22 protein-coding genes are annotated in these 23,244 nt (G+C 62.7%); 8 read left to right on the top strand and 14 right to left on the bottom strand.

The window, feature by feature from the left end; genetic code table 11:
* Positions 1-140 precede the first annotated feature (140 nt).
* Positions 141-1,193, top strand: a complete 1,053-nt coding sequence (locus tag Thiosp_RS00575; RefSeq protein WP_201063106.1) for an AraC family transcriptional regulator — start codon at positions 141-143, stop codon at positions 1,191-1,193.
* An 85-nt stretch (positions 1,194-1,278) separates the two neighbouring features.
* On the opposite strand, the gene Thiosp_RS00570 is transcribed toward Thiosp_RS00575, so the two are convergent.
* Genes Thiosp_RS00570 through Thiosp_RS00560 form a run of 3 tightly spaced genes read right to left on the bottom strand, consistent with a single transcriptional unit; the run spans position 1,279 to position 4,152 of the window.
* Positions 1,279-1,989 carry a LutC/YkgG family protein gene (locus Thiosp_RS00570; RefSeq protein ID WP_201063107.1) on the bottom strand — a complete coding sequence of 237 codons (711 nt, stop codon included), beginning with the start codon at positions 1,987-1,989 and terminating at the stop codon, positions 1,279-1,281.
* Entirely contained in the window at positions 1,982-3,379 is a 1,398-nt protein-coding gene (locus Thiosp_RS00565) for a lactate utilization protein B (RefSeq protein WP_201063108.1), read from the bottom strand. The genes Thiosp_RS00570 and Thiosp_RS00565 overlap by 8 nt, the downstream gene beginning before the upstream one ends.
* Positions 3,376-4,152: a (Fe-S)-binding protein gene (locus tag Thiosp_RS00560; protein WP_201063123.1), complete on the bottom strand. Its 777-nt coding sequence runs from the start codon at positions 4,150-4,152 to the stop codon at positions 3,376-3,378. Before Thiosp_RS00560 ends, Thiosp_RS00565 begins: the two co-directional genes overlap by 4 nt.
* Positions 4,153-4,382: 230 nt before the next feature.
* On the opposite strand from Thiosp_RS00560, the gene hslV reads away from it, so the two are divergent.
* Positions 4,383-4,928 (top strand): ATP-dependent protease subunit HslV, encoded by a 546-nt coding sequence (hslV, locus tag Thiosp_RS00555; protein ID WP_201063109.1) that lies wholly within the window; start codon positions 4,383-4,385, stop codon positions 4,926-4,928.
* A 106-nt stretch (positions 4,929-5,034) separates the two neighbouring features.
* Complete coding sequence (gene hslU / locus Thiosp_RS00550; RefSeq protein WP_201063110.1) at positions 5,035-6,369, top strand: ATP-dependent protease ATPase subunit HslU; 1,335 nt, start codon at positions 5,035-5,037, stop codon at positions 6,367-6,369.
* A gap of 63 nt (positions 6,370-6,432) precedes the next feature.
* Here hslU and Thiosp_RS00545 read toward each other — a convergent pair whose 3' ends face one another.
* The 7 genes from Thiosp_RS00545 to Thiosp_RS00515 all read right to left on the bottom strand — a co-directional run bounded on the left by Thiosp_RS00545 (position 6,433) and on the right by Thiosp_RS00515 (position 12,047).
* Positions 6,433-7,194 (bottom strand): ABC transporter ATP-binding protein, encoded by a 762-nt coding sequence (locus Thiosp_RS00545; RefSeq protein ID WP_201063111.1) that lies wholly within the window; start codon positions 7,192-7,194, stop codon positions 6,433-6,435.
* 94 nt (positions 7,195-7,288) lie between these two features.
* On the bottom strand, positions 7,289-8,002 hold the full coding sequence (locus Thiosp_RS00540; protein ID WP_242518176.1) for an ABC transporter permease: 714 nt from the start codon (positions 8,000-8,002) through the stop codon (positions 7,289-7,291).
* 205 nt (positions 8,003-8,207) lie between these two features.
* The gene (gene ispG, locus Thiosp_RS00535; RefSeq protein WP_201063113.1) at positions 8,208-9,431 is read right to left on the bottom strand and encodes a flavodoxin-dependent (E)-4-hydroxy-3-methylbut-2-enyl-diphosphate synthase; all 1,224 of its coding nucleotides are present in this window, start codon (positions 9,429-9,431) and stop codon (positions 8,208-8,210) included.
* A 63-nt stretch (positions 9,432-9,494) separates the two neighbouring features.
* Positions 9,495-10,385 carry a DUF4743 domain-containing protein gene (locus Thiosp_RS00530; RefSeq protein WP_201063114.1) on the bottom strand — a complete coding sequence of 297 codons (891 nt, stop codon included), beginning with the start codon at positions 10,383-10,385 and terminating at the stop codon, positions 9,495-9,497.
* Complete coding sequence (locus Thiosp_RS00525; protein WP_201063115.1) at positions 10,382-10,804, bottom strand: secondary thiamine-phosphate synthase enzyme YjbQ; 423 nt, start codon at positions 10,802-10,804, stop codon at positions 10,382-10,384. The genes Thiosp_RS00530 and Thiosp_RS00525 overlap by 4 nt, the downstream gene beginning before the upstream one ends.
* Complete coding sequence (mazG, locus tag Thiosp_RS00520; protein ID WP_201063116.1) at positions 10,804-11,643, bottom strand: nucleoside triphosphate pyrophosphohydrolase; 840 nt, start codon at positions 11,641-11,643, stop codon at positions 10,804-10,806. The genes Thiosp_RS00525 and mazG overlap by 1 nt, the downstream gene beginning before the upstream one ends.
* 47 nt (positions 11,644-11,690) lie before the next feature.
* Positions 11,691-12,047 (bottom strand): hypothetical protein, encoded by a 357-nt coding sequence (locus Thiosp_RS00515; protein WP_201063117.1) that lies wholly within the window; start codon positions 12,045-12,047, stop codon positions 11,691-11,693.
* A gap of 204 nt (positions 12,048-12,251) precedes the next feature.
* Between Thiosp_RS00515 and Thiosp_RS00510 the strand changes: the two genes are divergently transcribed.
* The 4 genes from Thiosp_RS00510 (at position 12,252) to Thiosp_RS00495 (ending at position 16,529) form a co-directional block, all read left to right on the top strand.
* Positions 12,252-13,361: an endonuclease/exonuclease/phosphatase family protein gene (locus Thiosp_RS00510; protein WP_201063118.1), complete on the top strand. Its 1,110-nt coding sequence runs from the start codon at positions 12,252-12,254 to the stop codon at positions 13,359-13,361.
* 72 nt (positions 13,362-13,433) lie between these two features.
* Positions 13,434-14,951, top strand: a complete 1,518-nt coding sequence (locus tag Thiosp_RS00505; protein ID WP_201063119.1) for a circularly permuted type 2 ATP-grasp protein — start codon at positions 13,434-13,436, stop codon at positions 14,949-14,951.
* Positions 14,952-15,060: 109 nt separating this feature from the next.
* Complete coding sequence (locus tag Thiosp_RS00500; protein WP_201063120.1) at positions 15,061-16,026, top strand: alpha-E domain-containing protein; 966 nt, start codon at positions 15,061-15,063, stop codon at positions 16,024-16,026.
* Positions 16,027-16,097: 71 nt separating this feature from the next.
* Positions 16,098-16,529: a DUF2177 family protein gene (locus tag Thiosp_RS00495; protein WP_201063121.1), complete on the top strand. Its 432-nt coding sequence runs from the start codon at positions 16,098-16,100 to the stop codon at positions 16,527-16,529.
* Positions 16,530-16,745: 216 nt separating this feature from the next.
* Here Thiosp_RS00495 and Thiosp_RS00490 read toward each other — a convergent pair whose 3' ends face one another.
* The gene (locus Thiosp_RS00490; RefSeq protein ID WP_201063122.1) at positions 16,746-17,120 is read right to left on the bottom strand and encodes a hydrogenase maturation nickel metallochaperone HypA/HybF; all 375 of its coding nucleotides are present in this window, start codon (positions 17,118-17,120) and stop codon (positions 16,746-16,748) included.
* A 263-nt stretch (positions 17,121-17,383) separates the two neighbouring features.
* Here Thiosp_RS00490 and Thiosp_RS00485 point away from each other — a divergent pair, with 263 nt between their 5' ends.
* On the top strand, positions 17,384-19,195 hold the full coding sequence (locus tag Thiosp_RS00485) for an IS1634 family transposase (RefSeq protein ID WP_323696449.1): 1,812 nt from the start codon (positions 17,384-17,386) through the stop codon (positions 19,193-19,195).
* A 510-nt stretch (positions 19,196-19,705) separates the two neighbouring features.
* On the opposite strand, the gene Thiosp_RS00480 is transcribed toward Thiosp_RS00485, so the two are convergent.
* From Thiosp_RS00480 to Thiosp_RS00470, 3 genes are all read right to left on the bottom strand, one after another.
* Positions 19,706-20,917, bottom strand: coding sequence for an IS110 family RNA-guided transposase (locus Thiosp_RS00480; RefSeq protein WP_323696718.1), 1,212 nt, complete (start codon positions 20,915-20,917; stop codon positions 19,706-19,708).
* 141 nt (positions 20,918-21,058) lie between these two features.
* Positions 21,059-22,996 (bottom strand): biosynthetic arginine decarboxylase, encoded by a 1,938-nt coding sequence (gene speA, locus Thiosp_RS00475; protein WP_201064374.1) that lies wholly within the window; start codon positions 22,994-22,996, stop codon positions 21,059-21,061.
* Positions 22,997-23,000: 4 nt separating this feature from the next.
* On the bottom strand, positions 23,001-23,132 hold the full coding sequence (locus Thiosp_RS00470; RefSeq protein WP_274607889.1) for a hypothetical protein: 132 nt from the start codon (positions 23,130-23,132) through the stop codon (positions 23,001-23,003).
* Positions 23,133-23,244: the final 112 nt, after the last annotated feature.

Raw genomic sequence — 23,244 nt, 5'->3', positions numbered from 1 at the left:
CGTCATTGTCAGTCCACCTCTGAGAGTTTTATGTTCTCTTGCGATGCTACCTGTTGTCCGGTGCCGGTTTTGCCCATTTCGCGCCAACGTTTAGGGGCGCGGCACGGGGCGAGATGGGGAGCACGGGGGAGAAACGACGGTTGAGCGCCAGGCTTGCGATCGTCAGGGCGGCACATTTGCGCGATTATCTGGTGGTCATGCGCCGGATCGGGATGCCGGTTGATCGTGAACTCGCGCGGTCGCGGTTGCCGCCCCAACTTGAAGAGGCACCGGACCTCTACGTCAGTGTTCCCGTTGCGATCGAGTGTATCGCGCAATGTGGCCGTGACCTGGGGCCCATGGAGCTTGGCTATTTGGGTGCTCGGCAAGCGTCGCGGGCATCCATCAAGCCCGCCCATCTGGCGGAGATGCTCGCGGCTCAGACTGGCTACAAGCGTCTGGAGGCCTTCATCCGCATCGCCTGTCGGGAGGACAATGGTCTGCGGGTGAGCTTGCGGCAGGAAGGCGATCAGACTCGCGTCATCTGTGACATGGTTCACTTGGCTCGCCACCCCTTCATCTGCTTTGCCGAGTGGCTGAATCTGCAAGGCGTCATGTCTATCATGAGCGACCTCGCCGGCCCGAACTGGTGTCCGCGTGAGCTGACCTTTGTGTCGCGCTATGCCCCACCCGCCCTTGCGCGCGAGGCCTTCCCCAACACCCGCATGCTTGTCGGCCAAGCTTGCCCGTCCATCCTGATCGAAAGCGCATATCTGGCGCGACCTTGTGGTGGTACGGCGACCCCGCCGGACACCGAGCCCCTGTCTCTTGGGCAGGCAAACGGGTCGAGCGACCAGGCCGAGGCCTGGGGCTTCTTGCATCTCCTGCGCATGATCCTGCAACCCTATCTGAACGGCGGGCGCCCGGATCTTCTCCTTGTCGCCGAGATTGTGGGCATGAGCCCCCGTACTTTGCAGCGCCGCCTTCAGCAGAGCGGTAGCTGCTATTCCCAGGTTCTACAGGAGGCGCGCTTCGATCTCGCGCGCGGTCTGCTCGGCGACCCGGGCGCCAAAATCATTGATGTCGCCATGACGGCAGGCTACGACAGCCAACAACATTTTACGCGCGCCTTCCGCCGCTTCACGGGTCTCACACCGACGGGGTATCGCCGTGCAGTGGGCGGGAGTCCTGAAGCGCTTCGGGGTCTACCTTAACCCTCATGTTCACGAGAGGATGGATGTTGCGAGGAATCGTCCTTGCAAAATGAAAAGAGCGCTTTTAATTTTGCGAGGATCACTGTCAGTTTCCATTCTTCAGAAAGACTATCAGTCGCTTTGGACCATGGACGCCGAACGTCAGAGTCTGTTCGATGTCGGCGGATTTCGACGGGCCGGTGATCAACAGAAGATTAGTCGGCAGGGGCGGGCGATCGGCTTGCTGACAGTAATCCGCCATCCAGTCTTCCAGGGTTGGAACGATGCGGGATTGCTCGAGCAGCACGCAATGGACCTCGGGCACCAGTGACAGGGTGCGTGGCTCGGCCGGGCCGGGCCAGAGGATCAGGGTGCCGGTCTCGGCGATGGCTGCCTGGGCGCTGGTGAAGCCGGCACTGCGGTCGGCGAAGAGCGCCTCGCGGCAGCGCTCGATGGATTTGTCAAAGGGCTTGAGTCGGGGGACCGCTCCGGCAAGTTCGCTGCCCGCGCTTGGCGACGGCCAGCGAGCTTGCAACTGCGCCCCGTGCGGGCTGTTCGCGCCATACCACAGCTGATCGACCCTGGCAGCCGCCAGCATCTCGGCGATGACCTCCGGCCAATCGGTGCCGACGCGATGGACTTCGCCATGCACGGCCTCCAGCGCCTTGAGGAATTCATCCAGATTGCTATCGTCATTGGCCTTGCCGCCATGAGTCGCGGTCCGGCCATCTGCAGCTGCCTGTCCCGGCGATGCGGGGCCGGATGCATCCGCAGTGGCAAGCAAGCGACCAAGAATCCCCTCGCGCGCCTCACTCATCGCCAAATCCCTCCTCGCTGGCCAGCTTGGCCAGGGTTTCCCGTGCCAGCTGTGGCGGCTGGCGATGACGGGTCCAGGGGCTTGGCAGCCAGTGCAGTGCGGGGTTGATCACAGGTGCGAGCAACGCCAGCGTGCGCGTGACGGCGCGGGCGCGCGCAGGATGCGCCATGATCGCCGCCCACAGCGACCACAGGCGCGCCTGCCTGCCAGTAGTGCCCGGCGAGACCCGCGCGCGGTCGCGTCGCACCCGGCGAATGAGCTGGGGCAGCGGAATCCGCACCGGGCAGACCTCGGCGCAGGCGCCGCACAGGCTGGAGGCCTCGGCCAGCTCGCCTGGGGCGGCGAGCCCGTGCAGGCGCGGCTCGAGCACGGCGCCCAGGGGGCCGGGATAGACGGTGCCATAGCCATGGCCACCCACGCGGGTATAGACCGGGCAGTGATTCATGCAGGCACCGCAGCGGATGCAACGCAGGGTTGCGCGCAGCTCGGGGTCCGCCTGCAGGCGCGCGCGGCCGTTGTCGAGCAGGATCAGATGCACCGCGCGCGGTCCGTCGCGCTCATCAGTGCCACGCGGGCCGCTGATGAGATTGACATAGGTGGTGATCGGCTGGCCGGTGGCGCTGCGGGTCAGCAGCCGCAGCAGTGGCGGGAGTTGATCGAGCCGGGCGATCACTTTCTCGATGCCGGTAATGGCGATATGCACCTCGGGCAGGGTGGTGCACAACCGGCCGTTGCCTTCGTTCTCGATCAGGCACAGGGTGCCGGTCTCGGCGATCAGGAAATTGACCCCGCTGATACCCACGCGCAGTTGCGCGAAGCGCTCACGCAAGAGCCGGCGGGCCAATGCCGTCAGGTCGGCGATCTCCTCCCCCACCTCAAGTTCCGGAAAATGCTCGCGAAAGCGCGCGGCGACTTCGCGGCGGTCCAGATGCACAGCCGGTGCGACGATATGGGACGGCGCTTCGCCGGCGAGCTGGATGATCCATTCACCGAGATCGGTTTCCAGCGCCTCGATCCCGGCCTCGGCCAGGGCCGCATTCAGGCCGATTTCTTCCGACACCATGGACTTGCCCTTGAGCACGCTCGTGGTGCCGGCGGCTTGGACAAGCTCGCGCACCTTCTCATTGGCCTCCGCGGCGGTGCGCGCCCAATGGACTTCGATGCCATTGGCGCGGCAGTTCGCCTCAAGCTCGCGCAGCAGCGCGGGCAGATTGGCGAGTGCCTGGTCGCGAATTGCCTGGCCCTGATCGCGCAGTTGCTCGAGGGCTTGCGCGTCGGGAAAGGCGGCGCGGCGTTTGTCGACCAGCCCGGCCATGGCGCGGCCAATATTGCGCCGCGCCGGTGCGCGCGCGAGGGCTTCGCGCAGGCGAGTCCTCAGTGGGCTGCTCATCGCGCGTCTCCGGTCTTTAGTGCCTCAGCCTCGGGTGAGGCAATACGCTCCCACAGAAATTCGGCGATGTGCTGCACTTGCATCATCGCGCCCTGGCGGCGCAGATAGCCCTCGAGACTGGTCAGGCAACCGAGATCCTGGCTGACCAGCACCGAGGCATCGGTTGCTAGCAGGGCTCCGGCCTTGTCAGCAGTCATGGCTTCGGAGATGTCCGGCTGCTTGACCGCAAAGGTACCGCCGAAGCCGCAGCAATCGCTCGCGCGCGCGGGCTCGAGCACCTCGACCTGGGCGAGACCCTCAAGCAGTGCGCGAGCGGGTGCCGCCACCTGCATCTCGCGGCGCGCCGAGCAGGACTGATGCAGCGCCACACGCACCGGCGGCCCAAGATCCGGCCAATTGACGCCCAGAATCCGCTGCAGATAGTCGCACAGTTCGACAATGCGCTCCGCCAGGTGCTGGGCGGGGGCTTGTTCCGGCGTGCCAGCGAACAGGCGCGGATACTCGTGACGGAACATTCCGGCACAGGAGGCCGAGGGCACAATGATCGGCTCCTCGCCCTCCAGCGCCTTGAGCTGCGCGCGGGCGACCCGTCGCGCCTGGTCGTCAAACCCCGCGTTGTAGGCCGGCTGGCCGCAGCAGCTTTGATCGCGCGGGAAGCGCACCTGGGCACCCGCGCGTCGCAGCAGCCGCATCGCCGCAAGCCCGGCCCGAGGGGCCAGAGTATTGATCAGGCAAGTGCCGAAAAAGATGACAGTTGGGTGCTGATTGGACATCCGGGTGTGGTAATCGGCGCGGCGAGCCGCGGTCAAGACAGGTAGAATGCAGGTTTTTGCCGGCACGCGGCCAGCAGAATTTGATCCAGCAAAATTTGATTTCGCCAGCCATACTCAGCAAATCGCCCAGATTCGGCAAAATCACCCAGATTTAACAAGTCATCGGGTGATCGTCGCTGTCATTCGGGTTTGGGCTGGTCATGACGAGCGACAGGCAGACAAGCAACGCCATGCAGCAGTTACAAGGTACTACCATTTTATCGGTTCGACGCAACGGGCATGTCGTCATTGGTGGCGACGGGCAGGTGTCGCTCGGGCAGATGGTCATGAAGGGCAACGCGCGCAAGGTGCGTCGGCTCTACAAGAACAAGGTGCTGGCCGGATTCGCCGGCGCCACGGCCGATGCCTTCACCCTGTTCGAGCGCTTTGAGGGTAAGCTCGAAAAGCATCAGGGACATCTGGTGCGCTCGGCGGTGGAGCTGGCCAAGGACTGGCGTACTGACCGCATGCTGCGCCGACTCGAGGCCATGCTGTGCGTGGCCGATGACAAGGCCTCGCTGATCATCTCAGGCACCGGCGATGTGATCGAGCCCGAGCAGGACCTGATGGCGATCGGCTCTGGTGGTGCCTTCGCGCAGTCCGCCGCGCGCGCCCTGCTCGAGAATACCGAGCTTGGCGCGCGCGAGATTGTCGAGCGGGCCTTGTCCATTGCCGCCGATATCTGCATCTATACCAACCACAACCTTGTGCTTGAAGAACTCACCCCCGAAGACTGACCTGACTTGACCTGATCCAGCGCTGCCCCCGGACCAACTGCATCAGTCAAGGTCACCAGTCAAGGGCATCAGACTGACAATCGACTACCGACAGCCAAGCATCTACATGTCTGACATTACTCCCCAACGCATCGTCGAAGAGCTCGATAAGCACATTATCGGCCAGCATCAGGCCAAGCGCGCGGTCGCCATCGCGCTGCGCAATCGCTGGCGCCGGGCGCAGATCGAAGAGCCCATGCGCTCGGAGATCACGCCCAAGAACATCCTGATGATCGGCCCCACTGGCGTTGGCAAGACCGAGATTGCGCGCCGGCTGGCCAAGCTCGCCAATGCGCCCTTCCTCAAGGTGGAGGCAACCAAGTTCACTGAGGTCGGCTATGTTGGGCGGGATGTCGAGTCCATCGTGCGCGATCTTGCCGACATCGCGGTCAAGATGGAGCGCGAGCAGGAGATGGAGCGTAATCGCGAGCGCGCCGAGGCCGCGGCCGAGGAGCGCGTCCTCGATGCCCTGCTGCCGCCGCCGTCGGACTTCGATCAGGAAAGTCGCAGCAGCGGTGCCAGCTCCGCCACGCGGGAGAAATTCCGCACCAAGCTGCGCGCTGGCGAACTCGACGAGCGTGAGATCGAGGTGCAGGTCAATCTCTCACCCATGGGTGTGGAGATTGTCGCTCCGCCGGGTATGGAGGAAATGACCAGCCAGCTGCAGGGGTTGTTTCAGAATCTCGGCTCCAATCGCACCAAGCGCCGGAAGATGCGCATTCGCGACGCGCGCAAGGCGCTGCAGGACGAAGAAGCGGCCAAGCTCGTCAATGAAGAGGAGATGAAGCTGCGCGCGGTGCAGAATGTGGAGCAGAACGGCATCGTCTTTCTTGATGAGATCGACAAGGTCACTAAGCGCTCCGAGGGTCAAGGCGGTGCAGATGTCTCGCGCGAAGGGGTGCAACGCGACCTGCTGCCGCTGGTGGAAGGCTGCACGGTGTCAACTAAATACGGAATGATCAAGACGGATCATGTCTTGTTTATCGCGTCAGGTGCCTTCCACCTCGCGCGGCCGTCGGACCTTATCCCTGAGTTGCAGGGACGTCTGCCGATCCGGGTTGAGCTCCAGGCGCTTAGCACCGATGATTTCATCCGCATCCTGACCGAACCGAATGAATCCCTGACGGATCAGTATCAGGCACTGCTGGGTACCGAGGGCGTGACGCTGCAGTTTCAGGAAGACGGCATCCGCCGCCTTGCGGAGATTGCGTGGCAAGTCAACGAACGCTCGGAGAACATCGGCGCCCGCCGCCTTGCGACCGTGATGGAGCGACTGCTGGAGGACGTTTCCTTCAACGCCTCGGAGCTCGACCGGGTCACCATCGAGGTGACTGCCGCTTATGTCGAGCAAAATCTCGGTGAACTGGCGGCCGACGAGGATTTGTCGCAGTACATCCTGTGATCTGATTGGTCCCGCTAGTCGCGCAGAGAAAGTCTGCCGTCCTGCAGTTGTTTCGTCGCTCGCTCAGGCTGCGTCGGTTTTCTGCTGGTATCGCTCGAGCACGGCATCAACATCACCGGTTAGCAATACGCGTCCGTGCTCGATCAATATCGCCTTGCTGCACAGGCTGCGGATCATGTCTTCAGAATGCGAGGCAAGGACAATAATTGCCGCCTTGTCCCAGAATTCGTGCAGGCGTGCGTCGGCCTTTTTGACAAAGGCCGCGTCACCGGTACTCAGCCCCTCGTCAAGCAACAGGATGTCGGGCTCGATCTCGGTACAGACAGAGAAGCCCAGGCGCATGCGCATGCCAAGCGAATAGGTGCGCAGGGGGAGATCGAGGAATTCCCCTAGCTCGCTGAACTCGGCAATGGCCGGAGCGCGTTCCTGCATTTCCCGCCGGCTAAACCCGAGGTAGAGGCCACGCAGGATGATGTTGTCGTAGCCGGTGGCCTCCATTTGCATGCCGAGCCCGACATCGAACAACGGGGCGATTCTCCCTTCCACTTCGATGGTGCCCCGCGCCGGCTCATAGATACCCGCAAGGACCCGCAGCAGCGTGGTCTTTCCGGCCCCATTATGACCGACGAGGGCGACTCGATCCCCGTGCTCAAAATGCGCGGTGATGTCTTCGAGCGCCTGGACCTCAGTTCCGTTCCCGCCTTCCGTCCGGCTGCCGATGCGCCCGCCGGTGGTGCTGCTCATCAGGCGCTTTTTTAGCGAGCGCTCGGCAACCTCGTAGAGCGGGAAGCTGACATGGACATTGTTGAGTCTGATGTGGGCCATGTTAAAAGCAATCTGTTTTTGCGCCCTATCAAAGCGCCCGCCTTGATAATGTCGCGCGAACGAAAAATTGAGGCGATCAGGTCAATCTTGAAGATTAAACCCAATAAGCGATGCGCCAGCGGTAGACGGTGTAGAACAGGAGCGTGACCGTCCAGCCAAGAATCGTAATAACCCCAACCGTTAGCCATTGACTCAGCGCCGGTGCCTGCCCAAGCAAGGGGCCACGAATGATCTCGACCAGATGGTAGAAGGGATTGGCATCCAGAATAAATGCGCGGTCGCTTAACATGTCCGGCTTCCAGATGATTGGCGTCATGAAAAACGCAAGCTGGGTCACGCTGGCGATGATTTGCGGGACATCGCGAAATCGAGCACTGATGAGTCCCAGTAAAATGCCGATCCACACACCATTGAAAAGCACAAGCAAGAGCCCTGGAATAGCCAAAAAGACATCCCACCCCGGATTGACCTGGAAAATGACCGCAGCAATGACAAACACCCAGATGTTATGGCTAAACACCATGAAGTTTGTCCAGATCGCCCGGAAAACATAGGTTGATAGGGGCCCGGGAAGCTGGCGAATCATCGGTTCGCCATCAATGAAGCAGCGGCTACCATCAAGCACGATCCCCGAGATCAAGCCCCAGATGGTAAAGCCGGCAGCCACATAGGGCAGGTAGTCACCAACCGGCTGGCGGAAAATTCCAGCGTAGAGAATTCCAAGCCCGATGACCATCACTCCAAGGGAAATGGTCAGCCAGAAAGGGCCAAGGACGGAGCGCCGATAGCGGTCGAGGATCTCTTGCATGCCCATGGTGGTCCAGAGCTCCACGCGCAGAAATCCATTGCGGATATCGGCAAGCGCTTTGAGCAAGTTGGCCAGGCTGAGGCCGCCCTGGAATTGATTGATCAGCCAGAAGCCGCCCTGCCGGCGGGGGTGCGCGGAGGACTCGGGTCTTGCATTCACGGCCGCTTGTTCCTTTGGATTTATCAGTGATCTGCGCTGGGCAATCTCAGTTCGCGGCGCTGTAATGCCGAATGACGTAGTCATCCACCATCTGCTTGAACTGACCGGCGATATCGGCGCCCTTTAAAGTGGCGGCTTTCTGGCCATCGATGAACACCGGTGCCGAGGGCTGTTCGCCGGTGCCTGGCAGGCTGATGCCGATGTTGGCATGTTTGCTCTCGCCCGGGCCATTGACCACGCAGCCCATCACCGCTACTTGCATTTGCTCGACGCCCGGATAGCACTCACGCCAGGAGGGCATCTGCTCGCGCAGATAGGCCTGGATGTCGCGCGCAAGCTCCTGGAACACCGTGCTGGTGGTGCGTCCGCAGCCAGGGCAGGCGGCGACCATGGGTACGAAGGGGCGCAGGCCCATGGTTTGCAGGATTTCTTGCGCGACCACCACCTCGCGCGTACGCGATTCGCCGGGCTCGGGCGTTAAGGAGACCCGAATGGTGTCGCCAATGCCGTCCTGCAGCAGCAGCGACAACGCGGCGGTCGAGGCGACAATGCCCTTGGAGCCCATGCCGGCCTCGGTCAGGCCGAGATGCAGCGCGTGATCGGACCGCGGGGCCAGCGCGCGATAGACGCGGATCAGGTCCTGCACGCCGCTCATCTTGCACGACAGGATGATGTGGTCGCGCGGGAGGCCAAGTTCCTCAGCCCGCAGCGCGCTGCCAAGAGCGGACTCGACCATGGCCTCGATCATCATCTCCTCGGCCGGCTTGGGCGCGGGCGACTTGGCGTTCTCATCCATCATGCGCGTAACCAGTTCTGGGTCGAGACTGCCCCAGTTCACCCCGATGCGCACGGGCCGATCATAACGGCAGGCGATCTCGACCATGGTGGCAAACTGGCTGTCCTTTTTCTCGCCACGCCCGACATTGCCGGGATTGATGCGATATTTCGCCAAGGCCTCGGCGCAGTCGGGGTAGTCGCTCAGCAGCCGATGGCCGTTGAAATGAAAGTCGCCGATCAGGGGCACCTCGATTCCCTGGGCGGCCAGGGCATCGCGAATCTTCGGCACCGCAGCGGCGGCGGACTCGTTGTTAACCGTCAGACGCACCAGTTCGGAGCCGGCGCGGGCCAGCTCGGCCACCTGCGCAACCGTGGTGTCGAGGTCGGCGGTGTCGGTATTGGTCATCGACTGCACGCGGATGGGCGCATCGCCACCAACGACGATGTCGCCAATGCGCACGGAAACACTGTGGCGGCGGTGAATTTTGCTCATGGTTCGTTGTTCGTTACCAGTAATAACTCTTTTCAAATTTTACCCTTACACCCCTCAAAACTTTTAGGGCAAAGGCGAGCGCAGGCGCTGAACGAGCTCGAAATAGTCGGGATCATCGGGTGTGATCAAGCCATGGCGGATGAAAAAATCGATGATCACCAGATTGCAGTTCAGCTTGAAGTCCTCGGTGTCGCGCACGGTCTCCATCACCCGCTCGATTGGCCAGCGCTCGAAGGCGGCGACCTCGCCGTCGGTGCAGACTGGGGTTAGCTCGAGCGGCAGCTCAAGATCATAGCAGTACATCAGATCCGGCTTGAGCCCGGCGCGGTTCTCGCGGCAATAGCTGATGGCGCCGACTGGATGGGCCTGGTCGGCGATTTCGGCGCGCAGTCCCGCTTCCTCGTAGCACTCCTTGCGCAGATTCTCGCGCAGATCCACCCCGTGCGGCAGGCCACCGGCGACCATGTTGTCAAGCCGGTTGGGATAATGACGTCGATCCGCCGCGCGCCGAGCCACCCAGAGTTCAAGCCCATCCGGGCCACGGACGAAGCCGTTGAGGTGCTGCCCGAAGGCCCGAGTGCCAAAATAGGGCGCGTGGGCGCGGTCAATTGTGAATTTGGCCTGATCGCGCCGCCCCGATGTCACGGGGTAGCGCTCGCCCTGGGGCGCGGGCAGCATGCCTTCCGCCTGCAGTGCCGCGCACAGGCGGGTCAGCCGCGCGTCGCGGGCGCTGGGGTCGCCATCCTCGAGCTGCCAGTCAAGCATCTCCAACCCCGGACCGGCGCCTTCTAATGCAAAGCGGTACTGACCCGGGAAAGCCAGCGCGGCAACGTCGACCAGCTTCTCGGCAAAGTCCTGGCGCATCCAGCCAAGAATCTCACCGGCGATGCCCCAGGGTAGGAAGTCCGCCTTGGTCCAGCGATTGCATGCGTCGATGTGGTCGAGATAGCTCATGCGTCGCCGAGAATGGTACAGATCACCCGGCGCTCCCGGCGCGGACCGTCAAACTCGCACAGAAAGATATTCTGCCAGGTCGAGAGGCCCAGCTCGCCATCGATCAGCGGGATGGTTTCGGACGGGCCGACCAGGCCGGCTTTAAGGTGCGAATCGCCATTGCCGTCCTGGGCGTCGTGGCGCCAGACGCCGCGCGGGATCAGCTTGCGCAGCAGCTCGACCACATCGGTTTGTACGCTGTCGTCCCAGTTTTCCTGAATCATGATGGCGGCGGTGGCGCCTTGGGCGTAGACGCTGACCAGGCCGCTGCGGATTGGGCCATTGGACCTGGAGCAGGCTAGGACGCACTCGCGCACCTGGGGGGTGATGTCAACGAGGGTCTCGCGTGCGTTGGTGCTCAGGGTGATGGCGCGGCGCATCAGCGTTCCTCGTGCTTGACGGTCTCCCACAGGCGCTCCATGCGCTCCCGCTGATCGCGGCTAGGGCTTAAGCCTGCGGCGCGCAGACAGACCTCGACGCGATGGAAGCGCCGCTCGAAGCGATGGTTGGCCGCGCGCAAGGCCTGCTCGGCATCCACATCCAGGTGGCGGGCGAGATTGACGCAGGAGAACAGCAGGTCGCCCACCTCATGCACGCGGGCGTTGAAGTTGTCGCCTTCGGCGATGGCCTCTTCGCACTCGCGCAGCTCCTCGCGAACCTTCTCAACCACGCCGTCGAGCTCATCCCAGTCGAAGCCCACATGGGCGGCGCGCTTTTGCAGCTTCTCCGCCCGCACCAGCGCCGGCAGCGCCTGGGCGACACCCTCAAGCACGCTGATATGCTCGCGCTCACCCTTGGCGCGGCGCTCCGCGGCCTTGATCGCCTCCCAACTGGCGCGGGCTTCTGCCTCTGAGGAAAAGTCCGCCTCGCCGAAGACGTGGGGATGGCGGCGGATCATCTTCTCGGTGATGGACTCGACTACATCGGCAAACTCGAAATGGCCCTCCTCCTCGGCCATGCGCGCATAGACGGCAACCTGGAACAGCAAATCCCCCAGCTCCTCGCGCAGCTCGGCCATGTCGTCGAGCTCAATGGATTCGGCGACCTCATAGGCTTCCTCGAGCGTATAGGGCAGGATGGAGGCGAAGGTCTGCTTGAGATCCCAGGGGCAACCGTGCTCCGGGTCGCGCAGGCGCGCAACAATGGCGAGCAGGGCCGAGAGCTGGCGGCGGTCAGCGAGACGCGGGTCGATGGCGGTTAGCTTGGCGGTGTCGGTCATGCGCTGGGCAGCTCAATGAATGTGTGGGGTGGCCGGGACCATGGGCGTCAGGGGCGCAAGAGCACATCACCAAGGATGCCGAGCACCAGTGCGGCGAGCCCGCCCCACTTCCAGTACGCCTTTGGAATGCCAGCAATTTCATCCGGCTTGGCGCTTTGCGGATGATAGAGCACCATCCACAGATGCGGGCCAGACAGGAACCAGGGTATGAAGCCAAAGACCACGGGCACTGCGATCCACAAGGGCACTGGCTGACTCACGTAGACCAGAAATGCAGCGACCGGCCAAAGGCTAAAGTAAGCAGCGGTGGCCTTGGCCTCAGCGCTTTTCTTCCCAGTCAGGGCGAAGGCCAGCAGCGCACCCAGGCCCCAGAGTGTGGCGATGAGGATTAGAATGACGCGCATCGCGAGAGTGCTGACAACCTGCCCGTTGATCCGGTGGGTTTTCTGTCCGGGATTCACTGCCCGGGGCTTCACTGTCGTGGAAATCACTGTCCGCAGTGGCCTGGACGACGAGCCCGAGATCAGGAAACCGCATTGAACGGCAAAGCATACCGCAAAACTCAGCCATCCGTCGCCACCGCGTCGGCCCCTGCAGCGCGGCAGCGCATGCCAGCTCATCCGAGCAGTCTGGACCAGCCGCACTGTCTCCCCGGGTCGCTTGCATGGCTCCTGAGCTGGCCGCTGCGGGTCCTGGGGCTACTGGCGCTGCTGGCCGTCAGTGGCTGTTCGGCACCAGCCGATGCGAGCCGGGATCTGGTGCTTGCGACCTGGAACCTCGAGCATCTTGCCGACGACGATGGCGCGGGTTGCCGGCCGCGGGTGCCGGCGGACTACCGCGCCCTGAGCGAGCTGGCTGCGCGGCTGGAAGCAACTGTGATCGCGGTGCAGGAAGTCGAGAGCTCAGTTGCTCTGGCGCGGGTATTCGACCCGGCGGACTACGACCTGATCATCTCGCGCCGCGCGGATGGCCGGGCGGATGGCCGGGCGGATGGCCGCTCAGATGGCCGGGCGCGCAAATGTCGCGGCCAAGAGGGCCAGACCCTGACCGGGCAGCGCACCGGTTTCGCCATTCATCGCGGGCGCCTGGCGGCACTCGGTCTGGACTACCAGCGCGAGCCGGATCTGCGCACTCTGGGCGTCGACGGGCGCCGCCATGGCGTCTGGATCAGTCTCGTGCGCGCCGCCGCAGGGCCACCGCTGCTGCAGCTGCTGTCGGTGCATCTTAAATCCGGCTGCGCCTGGGGGGCGCTCGAGGGACGCCAGCCGATTCGCCGCAACCAGTGTCTGACGCTGCGGCGGCAGCGGGGCATGCTCGAGGAATGGATCGACACCCGCGTCGCGCGCGGCGAGCCCTTTGCGGTGCTGGGTGATTTCAACCGCCAGCTCGACCAGCCCGGCGATCACTTCTGGGCTGATATCGCCGATGGCGAGATCTGCCGCTGGCAGCCGGATGACGACTTGGGAAGGCGCTGCATCGCCGGCTCCAGTCAGCCCGCGCGGGACGCGCGCTTGGTGCTGGCCAATGCCGGCAAGCCCTTTCCGTATCCGTACAACAAAAAATTCCCCTATGCCATCGACCACCTAGTGCTGGACGCCGCAGCGGGCTCCTGGATTCAATCGGGCAGTTATCAGGTTCTCGACTACCCCAATTCGCGTGCGCCGCTGTCCGACCATCACCCGATTATGTTGCGCCTGCGCCTGCCCGAACAGCCCTGAGGTTTGAACTTTTCGTGCAGCTCGGGTAAAACAGAAGCCAGTTCCCTGTTATCCAAGCAGACGCCCTGAGTCATGAACCCGGAAATCGATTGGACACAATACGACTGCAACGGCTTCTATGACGAGCTAGTCGCTGCGCCCGGCCAGCCGCGCGAGGTCGTGCGCGCGCTCTTGGCGGACCTGGCCGCGCTGGGCGCAGAAGAGCTCGCCGAGCGGCAGAAGGCCGCCGATGTGTCCATCAAGGAAATGGGCATCAGCTTCACCGTCTATTCCGAGGAAGGCGGCACCATCGACCGTTCCTGGCCCTTCGACGTAGTCCCGCGCGTGATTCCACAGCGGGAATGGCAGCAAGTGGAGGCCGGGCTCAAGCAGCGGGTGCGGGCACTGAATCTGTTCATCGACGACCTCTACCATGAGCAGAAGATCATTGCCGACGGTGTTTTTCCACGGGAGGTACTGGCAAAATCCGTCAACTTCCGCGAGCAGTGCATGGGGGTCAATCCGCCGCTGGGCATTTGGGCCCACATCTGCGGCTCGGATCTGGTGCGCGATGCCGACGGCACCATCTATGTGCTTGAGGACAATCTGCGGGTGCCTTCGGGCGTCTCCTATATGCTTGAGAACCGCTTGGTGACCAAGCGCGTGTTGCCGGAGTTGTTCGAGCACTATGCACCCCTGCCCGTCGACGATTACCCGTCGCAACTGTTCGACACCCTCGCCGCCCTGTCGCCGCGCCCGGCCGACTACCCGGAAGTCGTGGTGCTCACGCCCGGCATTTATAACTCGGCTTACTTTGAGCATGCCTATCTAGCACAGCAGATGGGCGCCGAGCTGGTTGAGGGCCGGGATCTGTTCGTTGATGATGATGACAGCGTTTATATGCGCACGGTCGATGGGCCGGCGCGCGTCGACGTGATCTATCGCCGCATCGATGATCTGTTTCTCGATCCCGAGGCCTTCCTGCCTGACTCAGCCCTGGGTGTGCCCGGGTTGATGCGCGCATGGAAGGCCGGCAATGTCGCCTTGGCCAACGCGCCGGGCGCCGGCGTGGCGGATGACAAGGTCGTCTATGCCTTCGTGCCCGAGATTATTCGCTACTACCTCGACGAAGACGCGATTATCCCCAACGTCCCGACATACCGCTGCATGGAACCGGAGGCGCTCAAATACGTGCTTGAGCACCTCGCTGAACTGGTGGTCAAGCCAGCAAACGAATCCGGCGGCTACGGCATGCTGGTCGGGCCGGCCTCGACCCAGGCCGAGCGCGAGAAATTTGCCGCCGCCATCAAGAAAGATCCGCGCAATTACATCGCTCAGCCGACCCTGAAACTGTCGACGGTGCCAACGGTTGTCAAAAACAGCATCGAGCCGCGTCATGTTGACCTGCGACCCTTCATCCTCTCTGCCGACCGCCAGCAGGTCACCACCGGCGGGCTGACCCGGGTGGCCTTGCGCAAGGGCTCGCTAGTGGTGAACTCCTCCCAGGGCGGCGGCAGCAAGGATACCTGGATCGTCTCCGAGGATGTGCCCGACGAGCCCCTGGCAGTCAGTCGGGAGGCTGCCGACACACGCGGGCAGACCCAGAAGTGAATGCGGCCTCAATGCGGCGCAAACCCAGACGAAGTCTCATGGTCCCGGCCACCCCTGACAATGAATCCGTGCGATCCACGGTAATGCCAGCTCTTTAAGGATTGTCATCATGCTGTCGCGTGTTGCCGAACATATCTATTGGCTTGCCCGCTACATCGAGCGGGTTGAAGACACTGCCCGCCTGGTCAGCGTCAACGCCAACCTGCTGCTCGACCTGCCGCGCGGTATCGCCCCAGGCTGGAAGCCGCTGATCGACATCACCGGCGCCAATGCGCTGTTCGAGGAGCATTACCAAGACTATGGGGAGCGACACGTGGTGCGTTTCCTCCTCGCCGATCAGCGCCACGGCGGCTCCATCATGTCGGCCCTGGCCGCGGCACGAGAGAACTGCCGCACCATCCGCGACATCGTGCCGCGCGAGGCCTGGGAGCAACTAAACGGCCTCTATCTGTTCGCCAGCGAGGAATTGCAGCATGGCTCGACCAAAACCGGCCGCCACCGCTACCTGCGCGAGCTAATCGCCTCCGCCCAGGGGCTCAACGGGCTGCTCGACGGCACCATGCTGCACGACCAGGGCTATGAGTTCCTGCGCCTCGGTCGCCACTTAGAGCGCGCCGACATGACCTCGCGCATCGCCGACGTGCGCTCTGCCACCCTGTTGCCGGACGCAGAGGAACTGCGCCCCTTCGATACCATCCAGTGGGTCAGCGTGCTCAAGTCCCTGACCGCCTACCAGATGTACCGCCGCAGCGAGCAGATTCGCGTCCAACGCGCTCCGGTACTGCGATTCATTTTTCAACATGCCAGCTTCCCCCGCGCCGTGCGCTACTGCATGGAAGCGGTGCGTTCCGGTCTCGAACACCTCCCCCGCCACGAGTCCGCTCTGCGCGTTCTCGGTCGCCTCGCACGCAGCCTCGATAGTGCCGAGTTACAACGCCTGAGCCACGCCGAACTGCACGACTTCGTTGATGAACTGCAAGCCGGGATCGGCGATCTGCACCAGGAAATCGCCGCGACCTGGTTCCTGCCGCCACCGGAGCTGCCTCAGGAGCAGTCAGCCAACCAGACCGTTTAGCCACCAGTTTCTGTGTCTGACTCAAATTGCGCCTCGGCAACGGCGAGAGCGATTACTCATCGGGGGGATGCATGAGCCCGGTTTTTTTGATCAAGCTCTACCTGCTGACCGTGCCGGTGTTCTTCGCCGTCGACATGGTCTGGCTTGGGTGGCTCGCGGCGGATTTCTATCAGCAGCAAATCGGCCATTTGCTCTCGGAGCAAGTCAACTGGGCAGCCGCACTGGCGTTTTACCTGCTCTACATCGTCGGCATCCTGATGTTTGCCGTGGTACCAGGGCTCAGGCGCCAGTCCCTGGTCCACACGCTCGCCATGGCCCCAGCGTTCGGCTTGTTCACTTACGCCACCTATGAGCTCACCAACATGGCCACCCTGCCGGATTGGCCGCTCAACCTGGTACTGATCGATACCCTCTGGGGCATGGCGCTGTGCACAATGGTGGCCAGCCTAAGCTATCTGCTTGGCCGCTGGCTGCAGCGGCGCGCCGAAAACAGCTCTTCTTAGCTGATCTGCGCAAATGATCATCTCAGGTTTCGGAGCTACCGAAGTGACTCACGCCTTTTTCATGAAAACGCACAAATATGTAAAGCTCCATGCCGCCCCTCTCTAACAATACCTTAAGTTTCAGATACTTGAGGTGCGAGCTTCTCCTTGCTTTACATAGTGAGCAACTTTACATCGGGGTCGGGACGCTGCAAACACTTTCCAGGAATGCGCCGATCAGGCGCCGCTGGCACTGGCCTTTGCGTCGTCGATGTCCAGTTCAAGGCTGGCGAGCAACATTTCGTCGCCGCTGATCAGTTCGGTCTGGTAACTGCCGCAGTCTGCGCAAAGGAGGCGGTTAGGGCTGGCTTCGCTTTCGGCGCCGCAGGCGCGACAGCGCACGCGGATGGCGGCGGAGTCGATCTCCAGGCGGGCGTGCTCGGCGATGGTGCCGGCGGCGGCGAGTGGGTAGGCATTAGCGAGCAGTTGTGGCTCGACGCCGGATAGGGGGCCGATGCGCAGGCGAATTAGCGCGACGCCGCGGGCTTCATGCTCGGCGGCGATGGCTTTGACCTGATCGAGCAGAGATAGGCAGATGGAGAGTTCGTGCATGGGGGTCTTGTATACCAGAACTTCACCGGCTTTGGCAGGTTTCTGGCCGGGGGGGCGATCGCGGTCGCGGTTCAGCGGTTACAGGCTACCTAACCCATATTTAACATTTCCACGCCGAAAATCGGCGTAAGTCATTGAAGTTTTCTCTGGAGAGAAAATAATATCCCGCCGGATCAGTGACTTGAAACTGGCGACCCAAATGTAGTGCCATAATATTACGGAGCCCCATTGACGCGCGCGCCCGCGCAGCGGAACATGCGTGCATGTACATTCGCCGCACCACCATCAAGAGCCGACGCACTGGTCAGCCGTACTTCACCTATCGGCTGGTGGAGTCGGTGCGCGAAGCCGGGCGGGTGCGCCAGCGCACGGTGCTGAATCTCGGCCGTCACTTCGAGGTCCCGCGCGGGCAATGGCCGGCCTTGGCACGGCGCATTGAGGCCTTGGTGGGCGGGCAGTCGGAGCTGTTCATTGACCTCGATGCCCGTTGGGAGCCGCTGGCGCAACAGTTGGCGGCGCAGGTGATTCGCGCCCGCGCGGGGGAGGATCCCTCCGAGGGGAGCGCGCCCAACTTCCAACGGGTCGATGTCGAGACAGTCGATGTGGTGCGCCCGCGCAGTGTCGCGGTCGAGCATGTCGCCTTGGCCGCCTGGGGGCAGATGGGCTTGGATGAAAAACTCACGGCTTTGGGCTTCAGCGGCCCGCAACGCGCGGCGGCCATCGGCAATGTGATCGGTCGCATGGTGGTGCCGGGTAGCGAGTTGGCGACCCATCAGTGGTTGCAACAGCGCAGCGCCCTGGGCGAGTTGATCGACGTTGATTTCGCCGACCTGGATCTGATGGCGCTCTACCGCATCACCGATCGGCTGCTCGCCCACAAACCGGCATTGGAGTCCTTCCTGTATGCCCGCGAGCGCGATCTGTTCGAACTTGATGAAGTGATTACGCTCTACGACCTGACCAATACCTATTTCGAGGGCAGCGCCAAGCATAACGCCAACGCCGCCTTTGGCCGTTCGAAAGAAAAGCGCAGCGACTGCCCGCTGGTCACCCTGGCGCTGACGCTCGATGCCAGTGGCTTTCCCAAACGCAGCGAGGTGTTCGCTGGGAACGCCGTGGAAGCCGAGACGCTGGCAAAAATGCTGCGTGCCTTGACGCCCGAGCAACAACGCACCCCACCGACGGTGGTGCTCGATGCCGGCATTGCCACCGAGGAGAACATCGCCTGGCTGGTGGCGCAGGGCTACCGCTATGTCGTGGTCAGCCGAAAGCGACATCTGCAGTTCGATCCCGAGGCGGCCTGTTTGATCAAAGAAGACGGCCCACTGACCATCCGCGCCCAGCGGGTAGTCAAGAAAGAAACCAACGAAGTCGAGCTGTATTGTCACTCCAGCCAACGTGAGCTCAAAGATCGCGGCATTGCCGATCGCTTCGCGCAACGCTTCGAGCAGGCCCTGCAGCAACTCGCCGATGGGTTGCACAAGCCAGGCACCGTCAAGCGCTTTGAGAAAGTCATCGAGCGCATCGGGCGGCTGAAGCAGAAATATCCGCGTGCCGCGCGCTACTACGAGATCAGCGTCGACCCCGATGAGAAAGGGAAAAAGGCCAAGGCCATCCGATGGTCGCGGATCACCCCGGTCGATGACACCTTGCCCGGTGTCTATTGCCTACGCACGAATCAAACCGAATGGGATGAAGCGCGCCTATGGCACACCTTTGTCATGCTCACCGATCTGGAAGCGGTGTTTCGCTCCCTGAAGTCGGAACTCGGCCTGCGCCCAGTCTATCACCATAAAACCGACCGGGTTAGCGCGCACCTGTTCATCTCGGTACTAGCCTACCATCTGGTTCATACCCTGCGCTTGCAGCTGAAAGCCGCTGGCATTCATCTGAGCTGGGAGGGCATCCGCCGTGAGCTCGATGGGCAAGATCGCGTCACGGTTGAGCTCAAGCGCGACGATGGGCGCACCCTGCATATTCGCAAAGCCACAAGGGCGGAGCCGCGCCAGCAAGCCATTTACGATGCCTTGGGCGTGAGTGATCGCCCGGGTGGACAACAGCTGACTTTGATCTGAATGAGCAGCACCGGCGGCAAAATCGCAAATGTAGTGCCATAACGGATATCTGTGTACACTTATCCTGCTGAAAATCAAGATAATTCTGTGACCAGTTGTTAAATATGGGCTGATATGTTTTGACCTGTCAATGTTTGGTAGTAACTATTGTTTAACCACCTCTTCTTCTTTGTCTTTTTTCGAAAACGTTGTTCTCGGGCCGGTGATGGCAAACACCTTGGCTCAGGGCACCCAGCGGCAGACTGCGACGGTGGATCATGCTGATATACGTGGATTGGGTACCACCGGACTTCACTGCGTCGCGGAGCTGGCCTTTCTCTAAGAGCAGGGATCGGCACGTGGGATGCCCATGATGGGATTCTCCCGCGCACCACCGGTATAGCCCAAACAAGGGTTCTCCACACCGGCCGCGGATGCCCTGAATCAAGGTGTCTGTTGGGTTCTCCATGGTTGAATCGATTGGGGTTGCGTCAGCGGGTTGTCAGCATTGGCTCAACATGCGGCCACTGATCAGACCGCTTGGGCGTTCACTTGAGGCATCTCCTGGCGCACGATGTCCCAGAGAAAACCGGCCAGCTCCCGGGCAATGGCCACGCACACCAGCTTGGTGTTTTTGCCGGCACCGGTGAGCGTGCGGTAGCGCCCGCACAGGCGCACCTGCGCCTTCCAGGCGATGCGTCTGGCCCCGGCTGAGGCGTTCACGGCCTTGCCTCGGAGATGCTTGGTCTGGCGTGCCGGGAAGCGATAGCTCCAGGCCGATTCGATCAACATGCGCCGGGCGTGGCTGTTGCCGGTGAGCGTAATCGCCCCTTGGCGCCGCCGTCCGCCACTGGAGTGCTCGCTGGGGACCAGTCCGAGGAAGGCCATCAGTTGGCGCGGGGAGTCGAAACGACTGATATCGCCCAGTTCAGCGAGCAGCACGATCGCGGCGAGCTTGTCGATACCGCGCAGCGCCACCAGGGAGTCAACCACGGGGGCAAGTGACCACTCCGGCAATGCGCGCATGAGCTGATCGGTGAGCTGAGCGACGCGCTCACCGGCGGCCCGCTCAGCGTCGATGTAGTTCTGTAGCACCACCTGCTGCCAAGGATCGGCCATTTTCAGTCCGGCCAGCCAGTTCTCATGCGCCGCACCCCAGCGCGTCTTGCCGGTGGGCCAGTGGTGACCGTGACGCAGCAAAAAGGCGTTGAGCTGCTGACGGGCTTTGCGTTCCTGGGCTTTAATATCATCGCGCGCGCGGCTGAGATCGCGCATGCGCTCCTGCTCTTGGTCGGGAACCCAAACCGCGGTGAGATCGCCGCTGCGCAGCAGTCGCGCGAGCTTCAGCGCATCGCGCCGGTCGGTCTTGATGCGCTCGGCGGCTTTCTTGGGAATCAGCGATGGGGCAACGACTTGGCAATCATGGCCGCTGGCGAGAAGCTGGCGATAGAGTCCATACCCGCAGGGACCGGCTTCGTAGCAGAACAACAGCACCGCTCCATCATAGGCTTCGCTCAGACGGGCGATGAGTTGCTCGATCTTCTTGGGCTTGTTAGCAATCTCGCCACGATAAATCGGCTCCTGACGTCCCGGCTCAGCCACCGCCACGGCGATGGTGTCTTTGTGCACATCCAGGCCAATATAGGCGCCGTGCTTGTGTTCCGGCTGGTTACTCCCGTGCAGCAAGGCGGATAGGGACGATGCGCTCTCGATGCGATCGGTTGCTGGGTTAAACTGCTTCATGACCTGCTCTCCTCAAGGTGGCTCTGTGTCGGTGGTTCTCCATCCTCAACATAACCTACATGCGTTGAGGATGGGCAGGTCAAAACATCATGTCTAACGCTCACGGCCACCCGGGGGAGAGCCCATTGTTTCACCGTAAGGTTACAGGCTACCTAAATAGGTATAGCCATAGAGGCCAACTTTGAGTTCGAGGTAAAAGGCTTCGCGAGTGGCGGTGTCGAGGTTGGCCTGCTGCAATAGCTGGCGGTAGCGCGACAGCAGCGCGCGCGGCTCGAAGTGAACGTACCTGAGCAACTCTTCAGTGGAGTCGCCGCGTTCGAGGTCACCGAGGCGATAGCCGTCGGGGGCGTTGGGATCGAGCTCGATGTTGACCGCGTCGGTGTCGCCGAACAGATTATGGATGTCGCCGAGGATTTCCTGGTAGGCGCCGACCATGAAAAAGCCGATCAGGTAGCGGTCCTGTTTGGGGTCGAAATCATGCAGCGGCAGGCTGGCCTCGATGCCGTCCTGGTCGACATAGTGGCCGATGCAGCCGTCGGAGTCGCAGGTCAGATCTTGCAGGATGGCGCGCGCGGTGGGTGCTTCATCGAGCCGTTGCAGCGGCAGGATGGGAAAAATCTGGTCGATGGCCCAGATGTCCGGTAGAGACTGGAACAGGGAGAAATTGCAGAACACCTTGTCCGCCAGCGCGGCGTTGAGGGCATCGAGCAACTCGCGCTGACGCCGGTTGCCGTGCGACAGGCGCGGTAGCAGCGCGCGGCTGGTGGCGGCATGGAGTTCCTCGGCGCGCGCGCGGGCGGCTAAGGGCAGCTCGCCGCGCGCGAAGCTGTCCTGCACCTGGGCGCGCAGTTCTTGCGAGCGCTCATAAACCTCGCGCGGCGGCTCGCGGCTTGCGGCATCCAGATTGGCGGCCAGCTCGGCCAGGCTCAGGTGCTCGCGGTCGAGCGGGTCGCTCGCGGGGCAGTCGCGCCCGGGGGCCTGCTCGCGATCGACCACGTCGGTGATCAGCACCGCGTGGTGGGCGCTCAGGGCGCGGCCGGCCTCGGTGATCAGGTCCGGCTCGGGCAGGGCGCGCGCTTGGCAACTCGCGGCGACGGCGCTGACGATGACCTCGGCATATTGGTCCGGGCTGTAGTTGACCGAGCAATAGGCGCGGGTGCGGGTACCTTCGTAATCGACGCCGAGTCCGCCGCCGACATCGAGCGTGTCGAGCGCGGCGCCGCCGGCGCGCAGCTCGGCGTAGAACTGCGCCAGCTCGCGCACGCCCTCGCCGATGTCGCGTAGGTTGGGAATCTGCGAGCCCAGATGCGCATGCAGCAGGCGCAGCCAGGACATGGCGTCGTGCGCGCGCAGCCGCTCCAAAAGCGTCAGAATCTGGCTCGCCGAGAGGCCGAATTTCGCTTTCTCGCCGCCGCTGTTCTGCCAGTTGCCGGCGGCGGCGGCGGCCAGGCGCACGCGCACACCGAGCAGCGGCTCAACCGCAAGCCGGCTGGCTTCTTCAAGCACCAGATCCAGCTCGGAGGGCTTTTCGATCACAATGAAAATGCGCCGCCCGATGCGCCGTCCGAGCAGTGCCAGGCGCACATACTCGCGGTCCTTGTAGCCGTTGCAGACGATGGTCTCATCATCCGGTGTGAGCGCCAGCACCGCCAGCAGCTCCGGCTTGCTGCCGGCCTCAAGCCCGATGCCGCCGGCGGCGAGCAGCGCGCGCACCACGCCATGCTGCTGGTTGACCTTGATCGGATACACTGGTCGGTAACGGCCGTGGTAGCCGTGGCGTTCGATCGCGCTGCCAAAGGCCTGGTGCAGCCGGCGCACGCGATCGCGCAGGATGTCGTCGAAGCGCACCAGCACCGGCAGTGACAGGCCCTGCTCGCGCAGGCGCTCGGTCAGCAGGGGCAGATCGATGCGGGTCGCGCCTTGCGGATCGGGGCGCACGGCGAGGTGGCCGTTGGCGGCGACCTCGAAATAGCCCTCGCCCCAGCGGCTGATGGCGTAGATGCTGTCGCCGATTGCGGATGGGCCGGCATCGCCGATAGCCGGTGCAACGCTGTCGCTAATGGTAGAGGTTGGATTCATTCGGCTAGCCGTGGTTGCCTGCCGAGCCACTCGCCGCCGGGACCACGAGTGCCAGCACGGTGCCGAAGCCCAGCAGAATGTTGGCGCGCAGTGTCATACTGCCACCGGCGAAAGAAATGCATTGTTTTCTCATCATCGACGGCTCTTGTGTTAAACCTCTTGTGCTCAACCGATTCTTCATGCCTGGAGCGTCCGCGCTTTTCACCATTTCTGGCTGTAGGTCGGTGCCGCGCCAGAGCCCTAAGCAT

Origin of the sequence: Thiorhodovibrio litoralis (assembly GCF_033954455.1) — a bacterium.
Lineage (GTDB): Bacteria > Pseudomonadota > Gammaproteobacteria > Chromatiales > Chromatiaceae > Thiorhodovibrio > Thiorhodovibrio litoralis.
This window is presented reverse-complemented; position numbering and strand designations above follow the sequence as displayed.

Bases quoted from the DNA above. Each gene is read 5' to 3' on its own strand.
- mazG (WP_201063116.1), bottom strand. From the start codon at position 11,643: ATGACCGACACCGCCAAGCTAACCGCCATCGACCCGCGTCTCGCTGAC.
- Thiosp_RS00540 (WP_242518176.1), bottom strand. From the start codon at position 8,002: ATGCAAGAGATCCTCGACCGCTATCGGCGCTCCGTCCTTGGCCCTTTC.
- Thiosp_RS00485 (WP_323696449.1), top strand. From the start codon at position 17,384: ATGTACATTCGCCGCACCACCATCAAGAGCCGACGCACTGGTCAGCCG.
- Thiosp_RS00480 (WP_323696718.1), bottom strand. From the start codon at position 20,917: ATGAAGCAGTTTAACCCAGCAACCGATCGCATCGAGAGCGCATCGTCC.
- hslV (WP_201063109.1), top strand. From the start codon at position 4,383: ATGCAGCAGTTACAAGGTACTACCATTTTATCGGTTCGACGCAACGGG.
- Thiosp_RS00565 (WP_201063108.1), bottom strand. From the start codon at position 3,379: ATGAGCAGCCCACTGAGGACTCGCCTGCGCGAAGCCCTCGCGCGCGCA.
- Thiosp_RS00570 (WP_201063107.1), bottom strand. From the start codon at position 1,989: ATGAGTGAGGCGCGCGAGGGGATTCTTGGTCGCTTGCTTGCCACTGCG.
- hslU (WP_201063110.1), top strand. From the start codon at position 5,035: ATGTCTGACATTACTCCCCAACGCATCGTCGAAGAGCTCGATAAGCAC.
- Thiosp_RS00560 (WP_201063123.1), bottom strand. From the start codon at position 4,152: ATGTCCAATCAGCACCCAACTGTCATCTTTTTCGGCACTTGCCTGATC.
- Thiosp_RS00530 (WP_201063114.1), bottom strand. From the start codon at position 10,385: ATGAGCTATCTCGACCACATCGACGCATGCAATCGCTGGACCAAGGCG.
- Thiosp_RS00515 (WP_201063117.1), bottom strand. From the start codon at position 12,047: ATGCGCGTCATTCTAATCCTCATCGCCACACTCTGGGGCCTGGGTGCG.
- Thiosp_RS00525 (WP_201063115.1), bottom strand. From the start codon at position 10,804: ATGCGCCGCGCCATCACCCTGAGCACCAACGCACGCGAGACCCTCGTT.
- Thiosp_RS00505 (WP_201063119.1), top strand. From the start codon at position 13,434: ATGAACCCGGAAATCGATTGGACACAATACGACTGCAACGGCTTCTAT.
- Thiosp_RS00470 (WP_274607889.1), bottom strand. From the start codon at position 23,132: ATGATGAGAAAACAATGCATTTCTTTCGCCGGTGGCAGTATGACACTG.
- Thiosp_RS00495 (WP_201063121.1), top strand. From the start codon at position 16,098: ATGAGCCCGGTTTTTTTGATCAAGCTCTACCTGCTGACCGTGCCGGTG.
- Thiosp_RS00510 (WP_201063118.1), top strand. From the start codon at position 12,252: ATGCCAGCTCATCCGAGCAGTCTGGACCAGCCGCACTGTCTCCCCGGG.
- speA (WP_201064374.1), bottom strand. From the start codon at position 22,996: ATGAATCCAACCTCTACCATTAGCGACAGCGTTGCACCGGCTATCGGC.
- Thiosp_RS00545 (WP_201063111.1), bottom strand. From the start codon at position 7,194: ATGGCCCACATCAGACTCAACAATGTCCATGTCAGCTTCCCGCTCTAC.
- Thiosp_RS00500 (WP_201063120.1), top strand. From the start codon at position 15,061: ATGCTGTCGCGTGTTGCCGAACATATCTATTGGCTTGCCCGCTACATC.
- Thiosp_RS00490 (WP_201063122.1), bottom strand. From the start codon at position 17,120: ATGCACGAACTCTCCATCTGCCTATCTCTGCTCGATCAGGTCAAAGCC.
- ispG (WP_201063113.1), bottom strand. From the start codon at position 9,431: ATGAGCAAAATTCACCGCCGCCACAGTGTTTCCGTGCGCATTGGCGAC.